22 protein-coding genes are annotated in these 17446 nt (G+C 68.2%); 11 read left to right on the top strand and 11 right to left on the bottom strand.

Going from position 1 to position 17446, the window contains the following annotated elements; translation table 11 throughout:
• Window positions 1-14: 14 nt before the first annotated feature.
• The gene (locus AC1VNX_RS22480; RefSeq protein ID WP_483159587.1) at window positions 15-788 is read right to left on the bottom strand and encodes an SDR family NAD(P)-dependent oxidoreductase; all 774 of its coding nucleotides are present in this window, start codon (window positions 786-788) and stop codon (window positions 15-17) included.
• Window positions 785-1303: an ester cyclase gene (locus AC1VNX_RS22475; RefSeq protein ID WP_483159585.1), complete on the bottom strand. Its 519-nt coding sequence runs from the start codon at window positions 1301-1303 to the stop codon at window positions 785-787. Before AC1VNX_RS22475 ends, AC1VNX_RS22480 begins: the two co-directional genes overlap by 4 nt.
• A 141-nt stretch (window positions 1304-1444) precedes the next feature.
• Between AC1VNX_RS22475 and AC1VNX_RS22470 the strand changes: the two genes are divergently transcribed.
• A complete protein-coding gene (locus tag AC1VNX_RS22470; protein ID WP_483159583.1) occupies window positions 1445-2164 on the top strand; it encodes a Crp/Fnr family transcriptional regulator in 720 nt (239 codons plus the stop codon).
• A gap of 25 nt (window positions 2165-2189) precedes the next feature.
• On the opposite strand, the gene AC1VNX_RS22465 is transcribed toward AC1VNX_RS22470, so the two are convergent.
• On the bottom strand, window positions 2190-3158 hold the full coding sequence (locus AC1VNX_RS22465; protein ID WP_483159581.1) for a Bug family tripartite tricarboxylate transporter substrate binding protein: 969 nt from the start codon (window positions 3156-3158) through the stop codon (window positions 2190-2192).
• A 45-nt stretch (window positions 3159-3203) separates the two neighbouring features.
• Complete coding sequence (locus AC1VNX_RS22460) at window positions 3204-3644, bottom strand: OsmC family protein (RefSeq protein WP_483159579.1); 441 nt, start codon at window positions 3642-3644, stop codon at window positions 3204-3206.
• Window positions 3645-3898: 254 nt separating this feature from the next.
• Here AC1VNX_RS22460 and AC1VNX_RS22455 point away from each other — a divergent pair, with 254 nt between their 5' ends.
• Window positions 3899-5596, top strand: coding sequence for a long-chain fatty acid--CoA ligase (locus AC1VNX_RS22455; RefSeq protein WP_483159577.1), 1698 nt, complete (start codon window positions 3899-3901; stop codon window positions 5594-5596).
• 18 nt (window positions 5597-5614) lie between these two features.
• On the opposite strand, the gene AC1VNX_RS22450 is transcribed toward AC1VNX_RS22455, so the two are convergent.
• On the bottom strand, window positions 5615-6097 hold the full coding sequence (locus AC1VNX_RS22450) for a tetratricopeptide repeat protein (protein WP_483159575.1): 483 nt from the start codon (window positions 6095-6097) through the stop codon (window positions 5615-5617).
• A 141-nt stretch (window positions 6098-6238) separates the two neighbouring features.
• Here AC1VNX_RS22450 and AC1VNX_RS22445 point away from each other — a divergent pair, with 141 nt between their 5' ends.
• Entirely contained in the window at window positions 6239-6790 is a 552-nt protein-coding gene (locus AC1VNX_RS22445) for a thermonuclease family protein (RefSeq protein WP_483159573.1), read from the top strand.
• Between the two features lie 22 nt (window positions 6791-6812).
• On the opposite strand, the gene AC1VNX_RS22440 is transcribed toward AC1VNX_RS22445, so the two are convergent.
• Complete coding sequence (locus tag AC1VNX_RS22440) at window positions 6813-7061, bottom strand: hypothetical protein (RefSeq protein WP_483159571.1); 249 nt, start codon at window positions 7059-7061, stop codon at window positions 6813-6815.
• 13 nt (window positions 7062-7074) lie between these two features.
• Window positions 7075-8421, bottom strand: a complete 1347-nt coding sequence (locus AC1VNX_RS22435) for an NAD(P)/FAD-dependent oxidoreductase (RefSeq protein WP_483159569.1) — start codon at window positions 8419-8421, stop codon at window positions 7075-7077.
• A gap of 168 nt (window positions 8422-8589) precedes the next feature.
• Here AC1VNX_RS22435 and egtB point away from each other — a divergent pair, with 168 nt between their 5' ends.
• From egtB to AC1VNX_RS22410, 5 genes are all read left to right on the top strand, one after another.
• Window positions 8590-9849, top strand: coding sequence for an ergothioneine biosynthesis protein EgtB (egtB, locus tag AC1VNX_RS22430; RefSeq protein ID WP_483159567.1), 1260 nt, complete (start codon window positions 8590-8592; stop codon window positions 9847-9849).
• Between the two features lie 134 nt (window positions 9850-9983).
• Window positions 9984-10880, top strand: coding sequence for an L-histidine N(alpha)-methyltransferase (gene egtD / locus AC1VNX_RS22425; RefSeq protein ID WP_483162002.1), 897 nt, complete (start codon window positions 9984-9986; stop codon window positions 10878-10880).
• A gap of 775 nt (window positions 10881-11655) precedes the next feature.
• Complete coding sequence (locus AC1VNX_RS22420) at window positions 11656-11940, top strand: DUF427 domain-containing protein (RefSeq protein ID WP_483159565.1); 285 nt, start codon at window positions 11656-11658, stop codon at window positions 11938-11940.
• Window positions 11937-12692: a 2OG-Fe dioxygenase family protein gene (locus tag AC1VNX_RS22415; RefSeq protein ID WP_483159563.1), complete on the top strand. Its 756-nt coding sequence runs from the start codon at window positions 11937-11939 to the stop codon at window positions 12690-12692. The genes AC1VNX_RS22420 and AC1VNX_RS22415 overlap by 4 nt, the downstream gene beginning before the upstream one ends.
• 130 nt (window positions 12693-12822) lie before the next feature.
• Window positions 12823-13263: a universal stress protein gene (locus tag AC1VNX_RS22410; protein ID WP_007833935.1), complete on the top strand. Its 441-nt coding sequence runs from the start codon at window positions 12823-12825 to the stop codon at window positions 13261-13263.
• Between the two features lie 17 nt (window positions 13264-13280).
• On the opposite strand, the gene AC1VNX_RS22405 is transcribed toward AC1VNX_RS22410, so the two are convergent.
• The gene (locus tag AC1VNX_RS22405; protein WP_483159560.1) at window positions 13281-13931 is read right to left on the bottom strand and encodes an RluA family pseudouridine synthase; all 651 of its coding nucleotides are present in this window, start codon (window positions 13929-13931) and stop codon (window positions 13281-13283) included.
• 201 nt (window positions 13932-14132) lie between these two features.
• On the opposite strand from AC1VNX_RS22405, the gene AC1VNX_RS22400 reads away from it, so the two are divergent.
• On the top strand, window positions 14133-15332 hold the full coding sequence (locus AC1VNX_RS22400; protein ID WP_483159558.1) for an MFS transporter: 1200 nt from the start codon (window positions 14133-14135) through the stop codon (window positions 15330-15332).
• Between the two features lie 3 nt (window positions 15333-15335).
• On the opposite strand, the gene AC1VNX_RS22395 is transcribed toward AC1VNX_RS22400, so the two are convergent.
• The 3 genes from AC1VNX_RS22395 to AC1VNX_RS22385 are packed head-to-tail and all read right to left on the bottom strand — an operon-like array spanning window position 15336 to window position 16065.
• Entirely contained in the window at window positions 15336-15623 is a 288-nt protein-coding gene (locus AC1VNX_RS22395) for a 2Fe-2S iron-sulfur cluster-binding protein (protein WP_176664864.1), read from the bottom strand.
• Entirely contained in the window at window positions 15620-15919 is a 300-nt protein-coding gene (locus AC1VNX_RS22390; RefSeq protein WP_483159555.1) for a VF530 family protein, read from the bottom strand. The genes AC1VNX_RS22395 and AC1VNX_RS22390 overlap by 4 nt, the downstream gene beginning before the upstream one ends.
• Window positions 15916-16065 (bottom strand): hypothetical protein, encoded by a 150-nt coding sequence (locus AC1VNX_RS22385; protein WP_301508274.1) that lies wholly within the window; start codon window positions 16063-16065, stop codon window positions 15916-15918. Before AC1VNX_RS22385 ends, AC1VNX_RS22390 begins: the two co-directional genes overlap by 4 nt.
• Window positions 16066-16152: 87 nt before the next feature.
• Between AC1VNX_RS22385 and AC1VNX_RS22380 the strand changes: the two genes are divergently transcribed.
• Complete coding sequence (locus AC1VNX_RS22380; RefSeq protein WP_126024170.1) at window positions 16153-16671, top strand: GNAT family N-acetyltransferase; 519 nt, start codon at window positions 16153-16155, stop codon at window positions 16669-16671.
• Between the two features lie 13 nt (window positions 16672-16684).
• Window positions 16685-17377: a PepSY-associated TM helix domain-containing protein gene (locus tag AC1VNX_RS22375; protein WP_483159553.1), complete on the top strand. Its 693-nt coding sequence runs from the start codon at window positions 16685-16687 to the stop codon at window positions 17375-17377.
• Window positions 17378-17446: the final 69 nt, after the last annotated feature.

Here is a 17446-nt window from a genome sequence, read left to right as displayed (position 1 = left end):
GGATGGACGGGCGCTCAGTAGGTCGAGCGCCCGCCCGAGATGTCGAACATCGCGCCGGTGCTGAAGGAACAGTCGTCCGACGCGAGCCACGCCGCCATGGCCGCCACCTCGTCGACCTCGACGAAGCGCCCCATCGGCACGCGCGAGAGCAGGGCGGTGCGAAGCTGCTCGCGATGCTCGGCGGGCACGGCCGCGAACACATCGGTGTCGGCCGCGGAGGGCGTGATGCAGTTCACCAGCACGCCGGACAAGGCCAGCTCCTTGCCCAGCGACTTGGTGAGCGCGATGAGCCCGGCCTTCGAGGCGGAGTAGGCGGCGTTGAAGCCGTTGCCCTCCTTGCCCGCGACCGAGGCGATGTTGACGATGCGGCCATGCCGCCGCGCGAGCATCGCCGGGGCCACCGCGCGGCAGCACAGCCACGCGCCCGTCAGGTTGACGTCGAGCACGTTGCGCCACTGCGCGGGCGTGTGTTCCCAGGTTGGCACGGTAGGGCCGAGCACGCCGGCGTTGTTGACGAGGATGTCGATGCCGCCGAAGCGTTCTTGCGACTGCGAAGCCGCCTGAGCGATCTGCTCCTCTTCGCGCACGTCGACTACCGCCGATGTCGCGGTGCCGAGAGGCGCGAGGGCGCGCAGGCCGCCGGCAAGCACCAACGCATCGAGATCCCATAGCGCGACGCTCGCGCCCGCCGCCATGAGCCGCCGCGCGATCGCCAGCCCGATGCCGCGCGCCCCACCCGTCACCACGGCATGGCGGCCCGCGAGCGCATCGCCGCGCAGCGCGCTCATGCCGCGGCCGTCTCGGGTGCGCGGGCGGCGGCGGGCTGGCCCAGCAGCCCGCCCACCAGCGCGCCGACGTGCTCTGCCGGCACGCCCGCCAGCAGCTGCCGCAGCATCGTCAGCGTGTCGAAGTACACGCGCTCGCACACCAGCCGGTCGCCCTCGAAGATGAAGAAGGCATTCATGCGGCAGCGGAAGCTGTTGCCCGTGGACGGCAGTCCCTTCAGCGGGCCCTTGTGCGTGCCCAGCAGCCAGAACTCGACGACCACCGCGTCGTCGGCGTGGCGCAGCTTGATGATCTCGTGGCGCTGGTCCGGAAAGGCGCGGCGCGTGTCGATGTAGTACTGGCGCACATCGGCGATGCCGTCGTGCACCTCGCCGCTGGGAATCAGCTCGTAGTGGGGGTGCGGGAAAGTGCCGAGCACCGCGTCGAAGTCCTGCCGGGTCTCGTCGGCGAAGTGGTCGAGCACGAGGCGCTCGCGGCGGCCCTGGAGTGCTGTGCGTGGGGTGTCGTCGTCGTTCATCGGGGTGTGCTCCATGTGACAGGAAAGCTGCTGACATCGGGTTGGCGCGAATGCGCCTGCCCGGGCTCGCTGCGTACTATCGGCACGCCCCTGAAACAAGACTGTCCGGTGTTGGCAATCGCCGCTACGGACAAACCCGCGATGCCACGCACGCCCCCTTCATCTCCCGACACGGCGCCGGACGCACAGCCATCGCCGGTGCACAACGGCGACATGCGGCTGGCCGAAGACGTGCAGCGGCGCCTGCTCGAAGTGGCGCACCGGCGCACGCTGGCGCGCGGCGAGTCGCTCTTTCACAAGGGCTCGTCGCCCGATGCGCTCTTCGGCGTGGTTTCAGGCTCGCTGCGCGTGAGCGTGGTGGCGCCGGGCGGGCGCGAGGCCGTCATCGCGATGCTCGAGCCCGGCCACTGGTTCGGCGAGGTCTCGCTGCTGGTGGGACGCGAGCGCGTCTACGACACCTGCGCGGTCGACACCACCGAGATGGCGGTGGTCGCCGCGGCCGACTTCCATCGGCTGGTGGCCGAACATCCCGACGTGCACATGGCCTTCACCCGGCTGGTGTGCCTGCGGCTGCGCCAGGCGCTGGCGTGGATCGACGACGTGATCCTGATGCCGCTGCCGGTGCGGCTCGCGCACCGCCTGCTCACGCTGGACGCACGCGCCGAGGGCACGGGCGAGGGCGGCGGCACGATGCTGGGCGTGTCGCAGGAAGACCTGTCGTTCATGCTCGGCGTGTCGCGCCAGAGCGTGAACCGGCAGCTCAAGCTCTGGGAGGAAGACGGCACGCTGCGCGTGCGCTACCGCGCCATCGAGCTGCTGGACCGCGCGCAACTCGAGCGGCATGCGGCCACGCCGCCCTGAGCCACCCTGAGCCACGCCGGGCAGGTCAGTCCATCCGCGCGCCGGATGCCTTCACCGCCTTTTCCCAGCGCGGCGTTTCCGTCGCCAGGAAGCGCGCGAAGTCCTCGCTGCCCAGGAAGGCAGGGTCGGCGCCCTGGCTCACCATGCGCTCGCGCACTTCGGGGCTGTTCAGCACCTGCCTGAATGCATCGCTCAGTTTGGCGACCACGTCCTTGGGCGTGTCCTTCGGCGCGAGGAAGCCGTAGAAGCCCACCACCTCGAAGCCCTTGACGCCCGATTCGATGACGGTCGGGATGTCGGGCAGGGCGGGGTTGCGCTCGCGGCTGGTCACGGCCAGCGCGCGCACCTTGCCCTGCTTGTGATAGTTGGCGGCTTGCGGAATCGACTCGGCCATGAACTGCACCTGCCCGCCCATCAGGTCGGTGAAGGCCGGGGCGCTGCCGCGGTAGGGGATGTGCACCATGAAGATGCCGGTGGCGGTCTTGAACATCTCCGGCACCAGGTGGCTGATGCCGCCGTTGCCGGCCGAACCGTAGTTGACCTGGCCGGGCCGCGCCTTGGCGTAGTCGATGAACTGCTTGAGGTTCTGCACCGGCAGCTTGGGCGTGACCAAGAGCGCCAGCGGCTGCATGGCGGTGCGCGCGATGGGCACGAAGTCGCGCTGCGTGTTGTAGGGCAGCTTGCTGTAGAGCGCGCCGTTGATCACGGCCACGCCGGTGTTGGCCAGCATCAGCGTGTAGCCGTCGGCCGGGCTCTTGGCGACCGCGTCGGCCCCCACCGAGCCGCCCGCGCCGGGCTTGTAGTCGACGATCAGCGGCTGGCCCAGCACGGCCTGCAGCTTGTCGGTGAGCAGGCGCGCATGCTGGTCGAGCGGACCGCCGGCCGGGAAGCCGATGACGATCTTGATCGGCTTGTCGGGAAACGCGGCCATTGCCGCCGTGGCGCCGAGGCCGAGGGAAATGGCCGCGAGCGCGGTGCTGAAGGGTTTGTTCATGATCCGTCTCCTGTTCTTGTGAGGAGACGATCATAGGCAGCCCGCTCAGCCGGCCAGCGTCGCCTTCAGCGTGATCTCGGGCACGCTCGCCAGCGCCTTCGACAGCGGACAGCCGGCCTTGGCGGCGGCCGCGATCTGCTGGAACTTCGCCTCGTCGAGGTTCGGCACGCTGGCGTCGAGTTCGAGCGCGATGCGGTCGATCTTGAAGCCTTCACCATCCTTGGCCAGCCGCACGGCCGCCCGGGTGTCGATCTTCGTGGCCGTCAGGCCTTCTCTTTCCAGCGCGAAGGCGAAGGCCATCGTCAGGCAGGCGGCATGGGCCGCGCCGACGATCTCCTCGGGGTTGGTGCCGCGCTTGTCGTCCTCGAAGCGGCTGGCGAAGCCGTAGGGGTAGTCCTTCAGGGCGCCGGTCTCGGTGCTGATCAGGCCCTTGCCGGTCTTGCCGGCGCCTTCCCAGTGAACGCTCGCGTGCTTGTCTGCTGCCATGTCGACTCCTTCATTGCGGTGACGGGTTTGGGGTCAGCAGGTATCGCCGAAGCGGGGGCGGTTGTCTGTAGTCGCACATCGCGTCGCACATCTCGTCGCGCGGGGCGTCAGAAAAATGGGCGTCGCCAAGGTGACGCCCCGGGGGCTTCCCCGATGGGAGCGGCGGGCGTGGCGGCTTAGGCTGGCGGGAAGCTTTCTTTTCCCCTCTTCCCCTTCCTTCCCTTCCTTCCTTTCTTCTTCCGCCCGTTTCGACCATGGAACAACGCCCGCACCACAAGTTCTGGCCCAAGCGCCTGCCGCATTCGATCACCGTCCCCGCCACCTCGCTCTGGCACAACCTGGCCACCTCGGCCGCGCGCTACCCCGACAAGCCCGCGCTGGTGTTCTTCGGCCGCGTGATCAGCTACCGAGAGTTCGCCGCGCAGGCCGAGAAGCTGGCCGGCGCGCTGCATGCGCTGGGCGTGAAGCGCGGCGACCGCGTGATCCTGGACATGCAGAACTGCCCGCAGCTGGTGATCGCGCATTTCGCGATCCTGCGCGCCAACGCGGTGGTGGTGCCGGTCAACCCGATGAACCGGGCCGAGGAGCTCAAGCACTACATCACCGACCCGGACGCCAAGGTGGCCATCATCACCGGCGACCTGGCGCCCGAGCTGGCCAAGGCCAGCAATGCGCTGCCGTCCGGGCAGCGCCTGGCTCACATGATCGTGACCCAGTTCACCGACGCCTTCGACGCCGACGCCTCGGGCGACGACGCCCCGGCGCCCGCCTGGAAGGAATGGCTCACCACCCGCCATCCGCTGCCCGCGCTCGATGGCGGCAAGGTCATCGCGTGGACCGACGCGCTCGAAGCCGGCCACCCGCCGCCCGAGCATGTGGTGGGCGCCAACGACATGGCGCTGCTGCCCTACACCAGCGGCACCACCGGCCTGCCCAAGGGCTGCGTCCACCACCATTCGAGCCTGATGCACAACGCCTTCGCCGGCCTGATGTGGGGCGGCTCGACCTCCGAGACGGTGGTGCTGGCGGTGGTGCCCATGTTCCACATCACCGGCGTGGTGAGCATGATGCACACCGCCATCCTCGCGGCGGCCACGCTGATCATCATGCCGCGCTGGGACCGCGACGTGGCCGGCCGGCTCATCTCGCGCTGGAAGGTCACGGCGTGGACCAACATCCCGACCATGGTCATCGACCTGATGGCCAGCCCGAACTTCGCGAACTACGACCTGTCGAGCATGACCTACATCGGCGGCGGCGGCGCCGCCATGCCGCAGGCCGTGGCGCAGCGCCTGTTCGAGCAGTACGGGCTGAAGTACCAGGAGGGCTACGGCCTCACCGAGACCGCCGCGCCCTCGCACACCAACCCGTCGGACCACCCCAAGCAGCAGTGCTTGGGCATCCCGTTCATGAGCACCGACGCCCGCGTGGTCGACCCCGACACGCTGAAGGAAATGCCCATCGGCGAATCGGGCGAGATCATCATCCACGGCCCCGAGGTGTTCCAGGGCTACTGGAAGCGCCCCGACGCCACGGCCGCCGCGTTTGTCGAATTCGAGGGCAAGCGCTTCTTCCGCTCGGGCGACATGGGCCGCATGGACGAGGACGGCTACTTCTTCATCACCGACCGCCTGAAACGCATGATCAACGCCAGCGGCTTCAAGGTGTGGCCGGCCGAGGTCGAACTGCTGATGTTCCGCCATCCGGCCATCCAGGAAGCCTGCGTGATCTCGACCAGGGACGACTACCGCGGCGAATCCGTCAAGGCCGTGGTGGTGCTGCGCCCCACCCACAAGGACACCACCGAGCAGCAGATCATCGACTGGTGCCGCGAGAACATGGCCGTCTACAAGATCCCGCGCAAGGTGCAGTTCGTGGACGCACTGCCCAAGAGTGGTAGCGGGAAGGTGATGTGGCGGCTGCTGCAGGAGGATGAGAACGCGGGGAAGTGAGCTGGAGCCAGGGGCGCGCTATTCCCTGCGCCCCATCGACTTCAGCAGCCTTCCGGCCTCCTTCTTCCCATCGGGCGTGACGGACGCCGCCATCGTCGCCTTCGTCAGGTAATCGACGACCTTGCGGTGGTTCTTGTGCGGGCCCTCCCAGAGGAAAAGGCGGCCCAGTTCCAGTGCCGCATCGCCGTCGCCCTGGGCGTAGGCGCGCTCGAACCAGAAGCGGGCCCAGCGGAAGTTGCCTTCGTCGCGATAGCAGATGGCGAGGTTGGCGCAGCCGGCGATGTCGCCTGCCTTGGCGGCCTTGCGATACCACTGGCGGGCGGCGGCGCTGTCCTGCTTCACGCCGATGCCGTGGTCGAGGAAGTAGCCGACGCTGTTGAGTGCGTGGGTCTCGCCGGCGGCGGCGGCCTTGAGGAACAGCGACAGTGCCTTCTTGTGCGCGCCGGCGTCCCATGCGTCGTTGGCCGCGAAAAACCAGTCGTCCCGGGTGGGTTCCTGCATGTGCGGGTCTCCTTCGAAGCACCGTTCTGGGAAGAACGCAAGAAAGAAAAAAACTGTGTCCCGATCTTTTCCGGCGCGCGCATCACTTAGCCTCGATCGGACCGGCCATTCTGCCAATCTCCTGGTCTTTCCGGCTTTTTCATGCACCTTCGCGCGCTGCCTTCCAGTCTTCTTTCTCTCCTTCTTCTTGCCTTTCCCCTTCTTTCCCAGGCAGCTCCCCGCAACTGTCTCGTCGTCGGCATCAGCGACGGCGACACGCTCACCGCCCGCTGCGGGCGCATCGGCGCCTACGAGCGCGTGAAGGTGCGCCTTGCCGCCATCGACGCGCCAGAGAAGGCCCAGCCCTACGGCCAGCGCAGCCGGCAGGCGCTCAGCGGCATCTGCTTTGGCGAGCAGGCGCTCATCAGCGAGGTCGACACCGACCGGTACGGCCGCACCGTGGCCGACGTGAGCTGCAACGGCGAGGACGCCGGCAGCCGCATGGTCGCCGAGGGCTGGGCCTGGGTGTACGACTACAACCGGCTCGCCACCAAGCGCGGCGGAGGGCTCTTCAAGCTGCAGGAGCGCGCGCAGGCTCGCCGCGCCGGCCTCTGGGCCGACCCGAAGCCGACTCCGCCCTGGGAATGGCGCAAGCACCAGCGCGAGGAGCAGGCGCGGCCGCATTGGGGTGGCGGCTGGGGCGGGCTCTTTTGAGTCCTGGCGGGGCAGGACGCCGCTAGCAACTGCCCCAGCAGCGCATCCCCGGCACGAACAGGCCCGCCACGAAGCTGACGGCGCAGAACACCAGCAGGATCAGCGCCGCCATCTTCAGCCCCTCGGCGCTCCATCCCGGCGCGAAGCTGCTGAAGAGAAAGCCCGAGGCGAAGCTGCCTTCGAGCCGTTCAGCGCCGCCCCAGCGCAGCACCCAGAGACAGAACACCGCCTCGGCGGCATGCGCCGCGATCCAGATGAAGAGCGAGAGCATCGGGGGCTCGTCTTCAGGATTCGCTCTTGCCCTGCACGTCGGCCACCACGCGTGCGTTGCGCTGGAAGCTCCAGTAGGCGCCGGCCCAATCCATCATCACGACGACGCGGTTGCGAAAGCCGATCAGGAAGTAGGCGTGCGCGAACAACCAGAACAGCCATGCGGGCCGGCCGCTGAAGCGCAGCGGGCCGAAGGGCGTGCCCAGGTCGACCACGGCGGAATTGCGGCCGATGGTGGCGAGGTTGCCGTAGTCGGCATAGCGGAACGGCACCGTCGGCTGGCCCGCGATGCGGCGCAGGATGTTGGCCGCCGCGGCGCGCCCCGCCTGCTTGGCACCGGGCGACACGCCGGGCACGGGCTTGGGCGGCTTGCCGGGCGCGTGGCTCATGGCGGCGGCGAGGTCGCCGACCACGCTGATCTCGGGATGGCCCGCGAGGCTCAGGTCGGGCTCGACCTTGATGCGGCCCGCGCGGTCGCATTCGACACCCGTGGTGGTGCCCAGCATGCGGCCCAGCGGCGAGGCCGCCACACCTGCCGCCCACACCACGCAGCTGCTATCGATTCGGTAGCTGTCGACCGGCGAGCCATCTGCACCACCCCCGGTCTGCACTTCGAGCCCGGTGGTGTCGATGGCGGTCACGCGCGCGTTCAGCCGAACCTCGACGCCCAGTTTCTGAAGCTGCTCCAGCGCCTTCTGGCTCAGCGACTCGGGCATGGCCTGCAGCACGCGCGGGCCGCCTTCGATCAGCAGTACCTGCGCGCTGGCCGGGTCGATGTGGCGGAACTCGCCCGACAGCGTGTGCTTGGCGATCTCGGCCAGCGTGCCGGCCATCTCGACGCCGGTGGGACCGGCGCCGATCACCACGAAGGTGAGCAGGGCGCGGCGGCGTTCCAGGTCGGCGGTGATCTCGGCGGTCTCGAAGGACAGCAGCACGCGGCGGCGGATCTCGAAGGCATCGGCCAGCGTCTTCAGCCCGGGCGCCACGGTGGACCACTCGTCGTGCCCGAAGTAGCTGTGCGTGGCGCCGGCGGCGACGATCAGGTGGTCGTACGGCACGCGGTCGCCATTGGCCAGCTGCACCGAGCGCGCGGCCGGATCGATGCCGCTCACCTCGCCCAGCAGCGTCGTGATGTTCTGCTGCTTGCGGAACAGCCCGCGCACCGGCGCCGCGATGGACGGCGCGGCGAGCCCGGCGGTCGCCACCTGGTACAGCAGCGGCTGGAACAGGTGGTGGTTGGTCTTGTCGATCACCGTCACGTCCACGTCGGCTTTCTGCAGCTTGCGGGCCGCTTCGAGTCCGCCGAATCCGCAGCCGACGATGACGACTTTGGGCCTGCCCGAGGGGTTGGTCGTTTGCATGCGTCGGATGATACGCAGCCGTCCTGCACGCCCCGGCGTCTTGTGCCACAGTGGCTGCCCTTTTGCATTCTTTGCCGAAGTCGCGGCGGCAGGCCTGCGGCGTTTTGTCCTACGCGCCGCCGCGACCCGGATGGGCTACAAATTGCGGCTGACCCGACTGGAGACTCCATGACGCTTTCCCGGCCGATCACTCAGGCGGCGGGCGCACTGCGCGACAGGTTTCGCGAAGTGCGCGCAACGAGCCTGGCGCTTGCCGCCCCGCTCTCCGCCGAAGACCAGTGCATCCAGTCGATGCCCGACGCCAGCCCGACCAAATGGCACCTGGCGCACACCACCTGGTTCTTCGAAAGCGTGCTGCTGCAGCCGCATGCCGGCGGCTACCAGCCCTTCGATCCGCGTTTTCTTTACCTCTTCAACTCGTACTACGAGGCGCTCGGCCCGCGCCATCCGCGCCCGCAGCGCGGCCTGCTGACGCGCCCTTCACTGGACGAGATGCACGAGTACCGCCGCCATGTCGACGAGGCCGTGGTGGCGTTGCTGGAAGAAGGCGGACTCGACTGGACCGTGATCGAGCCCATCGTCACGCTGGGACTGAACCACGAGCAGCAGCACCAGGAGCTGCTGCTCACCGACATCCTGCACGCGCTCTCGTTCAACCCGATGCTGCCGGCCTACAAGCCTGCCGGCGGACCCGCGCTGCGCCTGGCCGCCGTGCCGCCCGCGATGCGCTGGATCGAGCGGCACGGCGGCGTCGTGGAAGTGGGGCACGACGGCACCGGCTTCTCCTTCGACAACGAAACGCCGCGCCACCGCGCGCTGCTGCAGCCTTACGCCATTGCCGACCGCCTCGTGAACTGCGGCGACTTCGCCCAGTTCATCGCCGACGGCGGCTACCAGCGGCCTGAGCTGTGGCTGTCCGACGGCTGGGCCGCGGTGCAGGCCAACGGCTGGCGGCATCCGGCCTACTGGCTCGCGCAGGATGATCCGAGGCTGCGCTTCGCCGGTTCCGCCACGGCCCAGGCCGGCGGCGGCTGGCATGTGTTCGGCCTGCACGGCGTGCGGCCGATGGAGGCCGATGCGCCCGTGTCGCAGCTCAGCTTCTATGAAGCCGCCGCGTACGCCGAATGGGCGGGTGCGCGGCTGCCGACCGAGTTCGAATGGGAAGCCGCGCATGAAGCGCCCGGCATCTCGCAGATGACGGGGCATGTCTGGCAATGGACGCGGTCGTCGTACGACCCGTATCCGGGCTTCAGGCCTTTGCCGGGCATCGCCGCCGAGTACAACGGCAAGTTCATGGTGGGGCAACTGGTGCTGCGCGGAGGCAGCGTCGCCACGCCGGCCGGGCATGCCCGGCCCAGCTATCGCAACTTCTTCCCGCCGGCGGCGCGCTGGCAGTTCTCGGGGCTGCGGCTCGCGAAAGACCTTTGATCATGCGCAATCCAACTTCATCGTCCTCGCTGTCTTTCGTGCCCGCCGAGGACAGGCAGAAGCCGCGCGCTTCTTCGCAGACGGCAGATGCTGCTGTTGGCGCCACAACGCCGCTGTCGGAATTCGGCCGCGAGATGCAGGCGGGGCTGGCGCGCTCGCCGCGCAGCATTTCGCCGAAGTTTTTCTATGACGCGGTGGGCTCGCAGCTGTTCGACCGGATCTGCGAGCTGCCCGAGTACTACCCGACGCGTACGGAGCTGCGCATCCTTGGCGAATGCGCCGGCGAGATCGCGGGGCAGATAGGGCCGAACGCGGAGATCGTCGAGTTCGGCGCTGGGTCGCTGACCAAGGTGCGGCTGCTGCTCGATGCACTGGAGACGCCCAAGCGGTATCTGCCTATCGATATCTCGGGGGAGTATCTGGAGGCTGCTGCGCAGCGGCTGAAGGCGGACTATCCGGAGCTGGTGGTGCAGCCTATTGCTGCCGACTACACGATGCCGCTGGTGTTGCCTGCGCCCATGGCTGGTTCAGGGCGACGAGTTGGATTCTTTCCTGGGTCGACGATCGGGAACTTCGAGCCGGACGAGGCGCTGGCTTTTCTGCAGCTGGCTGCGCGAATGTTGCGTGGAGGTGGGCTGCTGATCGGGGTGGATCTGGTGAAGGATCCGGGGCGGTTGCATGCGGCCTACAACGATGCGCAGGGGGTTACGGGGGAGTTCAACCTGAATCTCTTGCGGCGGGCCAATGCTGAGTTGGATGCTGACTTCGACCTCGATGGGTTTTCGCATGCGGCGTTCTACAACGCGCCCTGGCAGCGGATCGAGATGCATCTTGTCAGTCGGCGGGCTCAGAGTGTTTCGTTGAATGGGCAGGTGTTTGGGTTTGAGGAAGGCGAGACTATTCATACGGAGTACTCGCATAAGTTCACTGTTGAAGGGCTTCGGGCGTTGGCTGTTCGGGCTGGGTTTCGGCCTGGGGCGGTTTGGACTGATCCTGAGAGGCTTTTCAGCGTGCACTGGTTGGCTGCCTAGGTTTTTGTTGGGCTTTTGTTTCCCGGGGCCGGGACTCGCCCCGGCGGGCGACCTACTTTTCTTTGCTTCGCCAAAGAAAAGTAGGCAAAAGAAAGGCGACCCCACTGTCTGCGCCCCCTTCGCTGCGCTACGGGGCAACCTGCGGTGCTCGCGTTTCGCGGGGTCTCGCCCAAACTCGCTTCGCTCAGACAAGGGCGAGCCCTGATCCGCGAAACGCTGCGCTCCTCGGCGCAGCCAGAGGGGAGCGGGCGGGCCATCGCGTTGCTCGGCCACCAAGGCCCAGCAGGCGCTTCGCGCCTGCTGGGCTTGGAATGGGGCGGGGGGTGTTGGGTTTGCGTGCGTTGTTGGCGTCGTCGGAATTGGTTCTGACCTTGAATCCCCGGCCGAGCGAAGCGAAGGCCAGTCCAGGCTGTTCAAAAGCCGAGCGCAGCGATGGCGCGTGTCGATCCCTTCTGGCTGCGCCGAGGAGCGCAGACGTAGGAGGGATAAGGGCCGCAGCTGTTTGAGCGAAGCGAGTTCTGCGGACCCCCTCCTACGTCGAGCACCGCAGGTTGCCCGTAGCGAAGCGAAGGGACGCAGACAGTAGGGTCGCCTTTCTTTTGCCTACGTTTCTTTGGCGAAGCAAAGAAAAGTAGGTCGGCCGCCGGGCCGAGACCCGGCCCCGGAAAGTAAACCCTCAGACAGGGTAGATACAGGTACCAAAAAAGCCCAACCCCCAGCAGCGGCACAATAGCCCCCGCAGCGGCAGCCAGCCGCCCTGGAGACCCCCAAAACCATGAAAGCAACCTGGAACGGCGTAACCATCGCCGAAAGCGACGACACAGTCCTCGTCGAAGGCAACCACTATTTCCCGATGAGCTCGCTGAACCGCGACTTCGTCACTTTCAGCAATCACAGAAGCACCTGCCCCTGGAAGGGCACAGCGAACTACTACTCGCTGCTGGTCAACGGCGAGCTCAACACCGACGCCGCCTGGTACTACGCCGACCCGAAGCCCGAAGCCGAAGAGATCCGCGACCGCGTCGCGTTCTGGAAGGACGTGAAGGTCAGCGCGCAGTGACCACGGCCGCGTTCACTCCCCCCTTCATCTCGCCGGCCGAGCTGCCCGCCGCGCTGCGCGATCAAGGCTATGCCGTGCTGAGCCCGCAGGGCGTGGCCGAGTGGCTCGGTCTTCCGGTCGCGCAGCTCGAAGCGCTGCATGCCGACTGGAACGATCTTCCGCCTGACGACTACCTGAAGGACGGCGGCCGCTACCGCACGCGCCGCCATGCCTGCTTCACGGTCGAAGCCGACGAGCAGGCCACGCTGGCTCAGGTGCCGCATCGCGCGCACTGGCAGCCGGTGGAATACAACGCGCTGCATGGCGGCATGCAGCGCTGGTTCGCGCCGATGCTCGAAGCCACCGTGGCGCAGCCGGTGTGGCGGCGGCTGCTGCAGCAGCTCGGAAAAGCCAGCAGCGAGATGCGCGGCGCGCAGCAGCGCTGGTACGTGGAAGCGCACCAGTTCCGCATCGACACCGCGGGCGGCATCGGACGGCCGACGCCCGAAGGCGCGCACCGGGACGGTGTGGACCTGGTGGCGGTGGCGCTCGTGGGGCGGCATGGCATCAAGGGCGGCGAGACGCGCGTGTTCGAGGCCAACGGAAGGCGCGGCGAGCGCTTCACGATGACCGAGCCATGGACGCTTCTGCTGCTCGACGATGCGCGCGTGATCCACGAGTCGACGCCGATCCAGCCGCTCGAAGAGGGAGGCGAAGGCTGGCGCGACACGCTGGTGATCACTTGCCGGGCCGAGGGTTTCCAGGGGGGTTGAACCTCTGCGATGTCGGGGCTTGCCCTTGCTGGCACGAGTCCTACAGCCTGTGCCGCGGAACAGCGGTTAAATTCGGGGCCCCGGTCCGGTACGGACCGAGTCTGTCTGCGAACGAAAGCGAGGTCCCGCCATGTTCAATCACATCCTGGTTCCGATCGACGGCTCCGAAACTTCCATGCTCGCCGTCAGCAAGGCCAGCGGCCTCGCGCTGGCCTTCGGTAGCCGCATCACGCTGATTCACGTGATCGACAACTATCCCTTCATCGGCGTGGGCGCGGACTACGCGCTCGGCCAGAACGAATACCTCGCGGCGGCCACTGCCAGTGCCAATGCCGCCCTGGCACGCGGCGTGGCGGCGCTCGCGGCCGAGGGCCTGCACAGCGACCAGCGCGTGATCGACGGCCACGTGGTGCACGAAGGCATCGTCGACACGGCCATCGCCATCGCGGCCGACCTGATCGTCATGGGTTCGCACGGCCGCAGCGGCATCGAGAAATTGCTGCTGGGCAGCGTGACGCAGCGCGTGCTGCAGGACGCGAACATGCCCGTGCTGGTGGTGAAGGGCGGCTGAACGTTCCGCCCGACTCGTCACGCCCAGTCAGGCGGCCGGTTGAAGAAAAGGCTCTGCTGCGTCACAGGGTGCACGAACCCCAGCTCGCTCGCATGCAGCAACAGGCGCGGCGCACGCGCCTGCAGTGCGGCATCGCCGTACAGCGCATCTCCCAGAATGGGATGCCCGATCGACAGCAGATGCACGCGCAGCTGATGCGAGCGGCCCGTCAGGGGCTCCAGCAGCACATGCGTGGCGGCGGGCTCGCCGGGCAGCACTGACAGCGCCTTCCACCGCGTGAGGCTGGGCTTGCCCTCCGGATCGATCTTCTGCAGTGGGCGGCGCGGCCAGTCGGCCATCAGCGGCGCATCGATCAGCGACCATTCCTCGCGCAGCGGCATCGCGCCATCGACGATGGCTTCATAGCGCTTGTGTACTTCGCGGTCGGCAAAGGCCGCGCTCAGCGCGCGCTGCATCTCGATGCCGCGCGCCATCAGTACCAGCCCGCTGGTGGCCATGTCGAGCCGGTGCACGATCAGCGCGTCGGGCCATTGCCGCATGGCGCGGGCGCTCAGGCAGTCCTGCTTGTCCTCGCCGCGGCCGGGCACGCAGAGCAGGCCGGCGGGCTTGTCGAGCACCAGCAGGTACGGGTCTTCGTGAACGAGTTGCAGCGGCGGCGGGGCTGTCATGGATGCGGTCGAGTGTAGACAGGCCCCGGCCGCCGCTTGCCCGGGCTCACGCCCCGCTCATCCGGCCTCGGCTATCCTCGGACGAATGTCCGGCCCCGCCCCAGCCTCCGCTTCCTCTTCTCCCGACGCCGCCCAAGCCGCATTGCAGGCCGCGGCGCTTTCTCCCCCAGCTTTACCGACCTGACGCGCGAGCGCCCCTTCATGCAGATGTGGACGGCGCGCCTCTTCGGCACGGCTGCCTCGCAGATGCTGCTGGTGGCCATCGGCTGGCACATGTACGACCTCACCGGCAGCGCCTGGGACCTGGGCCTGGTCGGCCTCTACCAGTTCGTGCCCGCGCTGCTGCTGGCGCTGCTGGCCGGCCACGTGGTCGACCGCCACCACCGCGGGCGCATCGTGGCGGCCTGCTTCGCGGTGCAGGGGCTGGTGGCGCTGGTACTGCTGCTGGCGGTGGTCGAAAAACACGACACGCGCGGCCTGCTGCTGGGCCTGTCCTTGGTGCTGGGCGCGGTGCGGGCCTTCCAGATGCCGGCGCAGCAGGCGCTGACGCCGCTGCTGGTGCCGCCCACCATGCTGTCGCGCGCGATGGCCTTCAGTTCGGCGGGCATGCAGGGCGCGATCATCGGCGGGCCGGCCCTTGGCGGGCTGCTGTTCGTGGCGGGCATGGCGGTGGTCTACGGCGCCAGCGTGGTCTTCTTCGCGCTGGCCTGCGCCCTGGTGCTGCGGCTTCGCTATGCCTACACGCCGGCCGCGAGAGAGCCGGTGACGCTGTCCACGGTGTTCGCGGGCGTCGATTTCATCTGGAAGCGCAAGCCGGTGCTCGGTGCCGTCTCGCTCGACCTGTTCGCGGTGCTGCTGGGCGGCGCGGTGGCGCTGCTGCCGATCTATGCCAAGGACATCCTGCACACCGGCCCCTGGGGCCTGGGCCTGCTGCGCAGCGCACCGGCGGTGGGCGCGCTGGTGATGTCCATCGCGCTCACGCGCCGGCCGGTGGAGCGCCACATCGGGCGCACGCTGCTGCTGGCCATCGGGCTCTTCGGGCTGTGCATGGTGGTGTTCGGCATCTCCAAGAGCTTCGTCGTCTCGCTGATCGCGCTCGCGGTTTCGGGCGGCGCAGACATGGTCAACGTGGTGATCCGCCAGACGCTGGTGCAGCTCGAAACGCCCGACGCCATGCGCGGGCGGGTGAGCGCGGTCAACTCGATCTTCATCGGCGCGAGCAACCAGCTCGGCGAGTTCGAGTCGGGCGCCACCGCGGCGCTGCTGGGGCCGGTCGGCTCGGTGGTGGTGGGCGGCGTGGGCACGATGCTGGTCGCGCTGACCTGGTTCAAGCTGTTTCCGTCGCTGGCGCAGCGCGACCGGCTGGTGGTGGCGGCGCCTTCGGTCAGGCCGCCAGGCTGACGGTCAATCGGCGAACAGGGCGCGTGCGCCGGGCACTTCGAGCGTGATGTCGCCGAGCGCCTGCGCCACGCAGGGCAGGATCCAGCCCTCGGCCTTTTCCTCGGCGCTCAGGCCGGGCCATTCGATGATGTGGCGGGTTTCGCCCGCGAGCCGCAGGCAGATGCAGGTGCGGCAGGTGCCGTTGCGGCACGAACTCGGCAGCTCGATGCCGGCGGCCTCGGCGGCTTTCAGCAGGGTGGTTTCGGCGTCGGTCTCGAAGTCGAGGCCCGAAGGCTCGATCCGGACCTTCATGGCTGCTGCTGTTGTTGCTGCTGCTCGCGGCGTTGCTCGCGCAGCATGAAGAGGTAGAGGCTCTCGACCTTCTCGCGCGCCCACGGCGTCTTGCGCAGGAACTTGAGGCTCGATTTCACGCTCGGGTCGAGCGTGAAGCAGCGGATGGGCACGAGTTCGCTCAGGTGTTCCCATCCGTAGTAGTCGGCCAGCGCCGTCACGATGGCCTCCAGCGTGACCCCGTGCAGCGGGTTGCGCGGCTGGGCCCTTGGGGCATCCGGGGCCCCGGGGGCGGGCGCTGGCGCTTCGTTCGTCACTTGTTCTTGAGCTTGCCGCGGGGAATGACTGCTGTCGTGATCGTGCGGACCGGCTCGATGCTGCCAGTGCCCACAGGCTTGGGCGGCGAGGTGTCCTTCTTCGGTTTCTTCGCTTCCTTGGTGCTGCGTTGCTGACCCTTGGCCATGTCGGTTTCTCCTGTAGTTGAGGCGGATGCGGCCAGCAGTTTAGCGGTGCGGCGACAATAGCCGGTTCCATCCGATTTCCCGCATCCATGTCAGATTACGAAGTTCGCCCCGCGACCCTGCGCGACGCCAAGGCCGTCGCAGAAATCCACGCACTCTCCGTCAAGGCCGCCTACGAAGGCATCCTTCCCGAGGAAGAACTGCGCGCCCTGGCCCCGGCCTCGCGCGAAGCCAAGTGGCGCGAGGCCATCGAATACAGCGAACCCCAGGTCCACGTGGTGGTGCAAGGCAGCGAGGTTGTCGGCTTCGTGGGTTTCGACCGCTCGCGCGACCCCAAGACCCCGCCGACCACCGGCGAGATCTGGGCCATCTATGTCAAGCCCGAGCACTGGGGCAAGGGCGCCGGCGTGGCGCTCTGGGACGCCGCCCGCGAAGGCCTCGAGGAAGAGGGCTGCACCACGGTCACCATCTGGGTGCCGATCCGCAACGACCGCGCCATGCGTTTCCACGAGCTCGCGGGCTTCAAGCGCGAGATGAAGACCGCCAAGACCACCGCCATCGGCACCGTGCGCATCGAGGAAATCCGCCTCAAGCGCAACGTGGCCTGAGCTGACGACGCCAATGGACGCCGCCGGCAGCAGCTCTTCTTCCCTCGGCCACGCCGCCCGCGTGCGTTCGCACCAGCGCCGCACGGCCGCCGTGCAGTGGATCCGCCGCACCCACGGCTGGTTCGGCCTCTGGGGCGCGGTGCTGGGGCTGCTGTTCGGCTTCAGCGGCATCTGGCTCAACCACCGCAACGTGCTGAAGCTGCCGCAGGCCCAGGAGCGCACCCGCGCCCAGCTGGCGCTGCCCGAACCCGTGCCGGAAACGCCCGAGGCCATGGGCCGCTGGCTGCAGGAGTCGCTGCGCATGAGCGGCCCGCCCAACTCCAGCCGCATCGAGCCCGCCAAGCCCGTCGCATGGGCCGACAAGAGCGACAAGAGCGCTCCCGCGCTCACCCAGCCGGCGCACTGGATCTTCAATTTCGGCGGGCCCAACGAGATCGTGCAGGCCGAGTACTGGCAGGGCAACCGCTCGGTGGGCGTGACCACCACGCACAACGGCTTCGTCGCCACGCTCACCAACATGCACAAGGGCGGCGGCATGCCGCTGCCGTGGATCCTGCTGGTCGACACGCTGGCCGGCAGCCTGATCTTCCTGTCGATCTCGGGCGTGGTGCTGTGGATGCTCACGCACCGGCGCCGCCGCGTGGGCCTGGCGCTGTTCGGTGCCTCGCTTGCGGCCGTGCTGGCCATTGCGCTGAGCGCGCTCTGAGTACGCTTTCCTGGTTCTTCAGGGCGTCTGCGTACGGGTATTGCAGGGGCGCATCGCGGCTGCGGATAA

Source organism: Variovorax sp. TLI9-5A (assembly GCF_056867935.1).
This window is presented reverse-complemented; position numbering and strand designations above follow the sequence as displayed.

Coding starts and splice junctions, on each gene's coding strand:
- AC1VNX_RS22460 (WP_483159579.1), bottom strand. CDS start 3,644: ATGGCAGCAGACAAGCACGCGAGCGTTCACTGGGAAGGCGCCGGCAAG.
- AC1VNX_RS22470 (WP_483159583.1), top strand. CDS start 1,445: ATGCCACGCACGCCCCCTTCATCTCCCGACACGGCGCCGGACGCACAG.
- AC1VNX_RS22450 (WP_483159575.1), bottom strand. CDS start 6,097: ATGCAGGAACCCACCCGGGACGACTGGTTTTTCGCGGCCAACGACGCA.
- AC1VNX_RS22375 (WP_483159553.1), top strand. CDS start 16,685: ATGGACGCCGCCGGCAGCAGCTCTTCTTCCCTCGGCCACGCCGCCCGC.
- AC1VNX_RS22410 (WP_007833935.1), top strand. CDS start 12,823: ATGTTCAATCACATCCTGGTTCCGATCGACGGCTCCGAAACTTCCATG.
- AC1VNX_RS22465 (WP_483159581.1), bottom strand. CDS start 3,158: ATGAACAAACCCTTCAGCACCGCGCTCGCGGCCATTTCCCTCGGCCTC.
- AC1VNX_RS22405 (WP_483159560.1), bottom strand. CDS start 13,931: ATGACAGCCCCGCCGCCGCTGCAACTCGTTCACGAAGACCCGTACCTG.
- egtD (WP_483162002.1), top strand. CDS start 9,984: ATGCAGGCGGGGCTGGCGCGCTCGCCGCGCAGCATTTCGCCGAAGTTT.
- egtB (WP_483159567.1), top strand. CDS start 8,590: ATGACGCTTTCCCGGCCGATCACTCAGGCGGCGGGCGCACTGCGCGAC.
- AC1VNX_RS22435 (WP_483159569.1), bottom strand. CDS start 8,421: ATGCAAACGACCAACCCCTCGGGCAGGCCCAAAGTCGTCATCGTCGGC.
- AC1VNX_RS22385 (WP_301508274.1), bottom strand. CDS start 16,065: ATGGCCAAGGGTCAGCAACGCAGCACCAAGGAAGCGAAGAAACCGAAG.
- AC1VNX_RS22440 (WP_483159571.1), bottom strand. CDS start 7,061: ATGCTCTCGCTCTTCATCTGGATCGCGGCGCATGCCGCCGAGGCGGTG.
- AC1VNX_RS22400 (WP_483159558.1), top strand. CDS start 14,133: ATGCAGATGTGGACGGCGCGCCTCTTCGGCACGGCTGCCTCGCAGATG.
- AC1VNX_RS22445 (WP_483159573.1), top strand. CDS start 6,239: ATGCACCTTCGCGCGCTGCCTTCCAGTCTTCTTTCTCTCCTTCTTCTT.
- AC1VNX_RS22380 (WP_126024170.1), top strand. CDS start 16,153: ATGTCAGATTACGAAGTTCGCCCCGCGACCCTGCGCGACGCCAAGGCC.
- AC1VNX_RS22395 (WP_176664864.1), bottom strand. CDS start 15,623: ATGAAGGTCCGGATCGAGCCTTCGGGCCTCGACTTCGAGACCGACGCC.
- AC1VNX_RS22455 (WP_483159577.1), top strand. CDS start 3,899: ATGGAACAACGCCCGCACCACAAGTTCTGGCCCAAGCGCCTGCCGCAT.
- AC1VNX_RS22420 (WP_483159565.1), top strand. CDS start 11,656: ATGAAAGCAACCTGGAACGGCGTAACCATCGCCGAAAGCGACGACACA.
- AC1VNX_RS22475 (WP_483159585.1), bottom strand. CDS start 1,303: ATGAACGACGACGACACCCCACGCACAGCACTCCAGGGCCGCCGCGAG.
- AC1VNX_RS22480 (WP_483159587.1), bottom strand. CDS start 788: ATGAGCGCGCTGCGCGGCGATGCGCTCGCGGGCCGCCATGCCGTGGTG.